The sequence below is a fragment of the Oligoflexus tunisiensis genome (assembly GCF_001748245.1).
Classification (GTDB): Bacteria; Bdellovibrionota_B; Oligoflexia; order Oligoflexales; family Oligoflexaceae; genus Oligoflexus; species Oligoflexus tunisiensis.
Window position 1 is genome coordinate 849,964 of record NZ_BDFO01000001.1, and the last position, 3,371, is coordinate 853,334.

A 3,371-nucleotide genomic window follows, 5' to 3' on the forward strand; every position below is an offset into this window, starting at 1 on the left:
AAAAAAAGCGAGCTTCGGCTCGTGTCAGGTTTTAAACTGTAGAGTTTGATCCTGGCTCAGAGTGAACGCTGGCGGCGTGCCTAATACATGCAAGTCGAACGTGAAAGTCCTTCGGGATGAGTAAAGTGGCGCACGGGTGAGTAATACATGGGAACATGCCCTTGAATGGGGAATAACTGTTGGAAACGACAGCTAATACCGCATAATCTCGCGAGAGTAAAGGTGGCGCCGCAAGGGCTACCGTTCAAGGATTGGCCCATGTCCCATTAGCTAGTTGGCGGGGTAATGGCCCACCAAGGCAACGATGGGTAACTGGTCTGAGAGGATGATCAGTCACACTGGAACTGAGACACGGTCCAGACTCCTACGGGAGGCAGCAGTAGGGAATATTGCACAATGGGGGAAACCCTGATGCAGCAACGCCGCGTGAGTGAAGAAGGCCCTTGGGTCGTAAAGCTCTTTAGCGAGGGAAGAAGGTTGGCAGGGTGAACAATCCGGTCAGCTGACGGTACCTCGAGAATAAGCACCGGCTAATTTCGTGCCAGCAGCCGCGGTAATACGAAAGGTGCAAGCGTTACTCGGAATCACTGGGCGTAAAGCGCACGTAGGCGGACTCGCAGGTCAATTGTGAAATACCTGGGCTCAACCCGGGAACTGCAGTTGAAACCGCTTGTCTTGAATACCTGAGAGGGTGGGGGAATACCTGGTGGAGAAGTGAAATTCGTAGAGATCAGGTGGAACACCGGAGGCGAAGGCGCCTGCCTGGCAGTGTATTGACGCTGAGGTGCGAAAGTGCGGGGAGCAAACAGGATTAGATACCCTGGTAGTCCGCACCGTAAACGATGGATACTAGGCGTTCGGAGAGTTAACCCTCTGAGTGCCAAAGTTCACACATTAAGTATCCCGCCTGGGAAGTACGGTCGCAAGACTAAAACTCAAAGGAATTGACGGGGGCCCGCACAAGCGGTGGAGTATGTGGTTTAATTCGAAGCAACGCGCAGAACCTTACCTGGCCTTGACATCGCGAGACCGGTACAGAGATGTACCTTTCCCTTCGGGGACTCGTGGACAGGTGCTGCATGGCTGTCGTCAGCTCGTGTTGTGAAATGTTCGGTTAAGTCCGGCAACGAGCGCAACCCCTGTTCTCAGTTACCAGCATTAAGTTGGGGACTCTGGGAAGACCGCCGGTGTTAAACCGGAGGAAGGCGGGGATGACGTCAAGTCCTCATGGCCCTTACGGCCAGGGCTACACACGTACTACAATGGTAGAAACAGACGGCTGCAAGACCGCAAGGTGGAGCTAATCCGTAAAACACTATCTCAGTCCGGATTGAAGTCTGCAACTCGACTTCATGAAGTTGGAATCGCTAGTAATCGCAGATCAGCACGCTGCGGTGAATACGTTCCCGGGCCTTGTACACACCGCCCGTCACACCACGAAAGTGGTCTTAACCAGAAGTGAGTGAGCCAACCGCAAGGAAGCAGCTCACCAAGGTTGAGGCCGTGATTGGGGTGAAGTCGTAACAAGGTAGCCGTAGGGGAACCTGCGGCTGGATCACCTCCTTTCTAAGGATTTATGTCTACTCGGTAACGAGTGACTATCCTGAAGGTTAATGACGTTCGTCTTTCCTTCCTCTGTCTCTCTATTCAGCTTTGAAGGAATCTGTCCCTTAACCGGGGCATTTTTTTTCAGACGCTCTTTGACAACTGAATATCGTGAATAATCCTCAAAAGTTTTAAGGCAATTGAAATATAACTGAGCCTTTTCAGGTGAAACTGAAAAGACCAGTAACACTCAATGTAGCAGTGATTCTCTCCAGATTCCTTTAAACCGGGAATCGATCTCTTGACTTGATCCTGTCAAGCAAGGGGAAGGCGAATGAAAAATAAGCTACTAAGGGCGTTCGGTGGATGCCTTGGCACCAGGAGGCGATGAAGGACGTGGCAAGCTGCGAAATGCTTCGGGGAGCTGCTTAGCAAGCTTTGATCCGGAGATGTCCGAATGGGGAAACCCCATGCTTCGGCATGACCCCGCTCTGAATTCATAGGAGCGGAGGAGCTAACCCGGGGAACTGAAACATCTCAGTACCCGGAGGAAAAGAAATCAAATAGAGATTCCGTCAGTAGCGGCGAGCGAACACGGAAGAGCCCAAACCGATGGGTTTACCCAGCGGGGTTGTAGGGCGGTTCATAAGGGTGTGAATCGATAGCTGAACGGTCTGGAAAGTCCGGTCATAGAGGGTGATAATCCCGTAAGCGAAATCGTGAAGCATCCGAGCCGTTCCTGAGTAGGGCGGGGCACGTGAAACCCTGTCTGAATCCGGGAGGACCATCTCCCAAGGCTAAATACTACCTGGTGACCGATAGTGAATCAGTACCGTGAGGGAAAGGTGAAAAGAACCCCGTTGAGGGGAGTGAAATAGATCCTGAAACCGAGCGCTTACAAGCAGTCGGAGCGAAAGTGACGGCGTGCCTTTTGCATAATGAGCTAGCGAGTTAATGTCACAGGCAAGGCCAAGGTGTGAAGCACCCGAGCCGCAGCGAAAGCGAGTCCGAAGCGGCGTTTAGTCCGTGGCATTAGACCCGAAACTGGGTGATCTACATATGGGCAGGTTGAAGCTGGGGTAATTCCTAGTGGAGGACCGAACACGTGAATGTTGAAAAATTCTGTGATGACCTGTGTGTAGGGGTGAAAGGCTAATCAAACTCAGTGATAGCTGGTTCTCGCCGAAACATATTTAGGTATGGCCTCGGACGTTCCCTACGGGGGGTAGAGCACTGATTGGGCTAGGGGTCTCACCAGATTACCAAACCCTGTCAAACTCCGAATACCCGTACGGCCAAAAGTCCGGGAGACAGACTGCGAGTGAGAAGATTCGTAGTCGAGAGGGAAAGAGCCCAGACCATCAGCTAAGGTCCCAAAGATCACACTAAGTGGAAAACGTTGTGGGAGTGCACAGACAGCCAGGATGTTGGCTTAGAAGCAGCCACCATTTAAAGAAAGCGTAACAGCTCACTGGTCAAGTGCTCCTGCGCGGAAGATGTAACGGGGCTCAAGTGTGGCACCGAAGCTATGGACCCGCAAGGGTGGTAGGCGAGTATTGTGGCAGCCTGCGAAGGTGTCTCGTGAGGGATGCTGGAGGTACCACAAGAGCTCATGCTAGCATAAGTAGCGTAAAAGGACGGTGAAAAACCGTCCCGCCGAAAGTCCAAGGTTTCCTGGGCCAGGGTAATCCTCCCAGGGTTAGTCGAACCCTAAGGCGAGGCCGAAAGGCGTAGTCGATGGGAAACGGGTTAATATTCCCGTACCGTTTGTGTGGAGTGATGCGGGGGTGGAGAAGGGCAGTCAGGCCGGGTGTTGGATATCCCGG

The 3,371-nt window shown here is 52.6% G+C and carries 2 rRNA genes (1 of these 2 running past the window's edge); both read left to right on the forward strand.

Features of this window, described 5'->3' with window-relative positions:
- The first annotated feature begins 33 nt into the window (after positions 1–33).
- Positions 34–1,566: ribosomal RNA gene (locus tag OLTU_RS03820) — 16S ribosomal RNA — on the forward strand.
- A 318-nt stretch (positions 1,567–1,884) separates the two neighbouring features.
- Positions 1,885–3,371 (forward strand): 23S ribosomal RNA (locus OLTU_RS32235); it runs 1,734 nt beyond the window's last position.
- The 16S and 23S rRNA genes sit together here, the layout of an rRNA operon.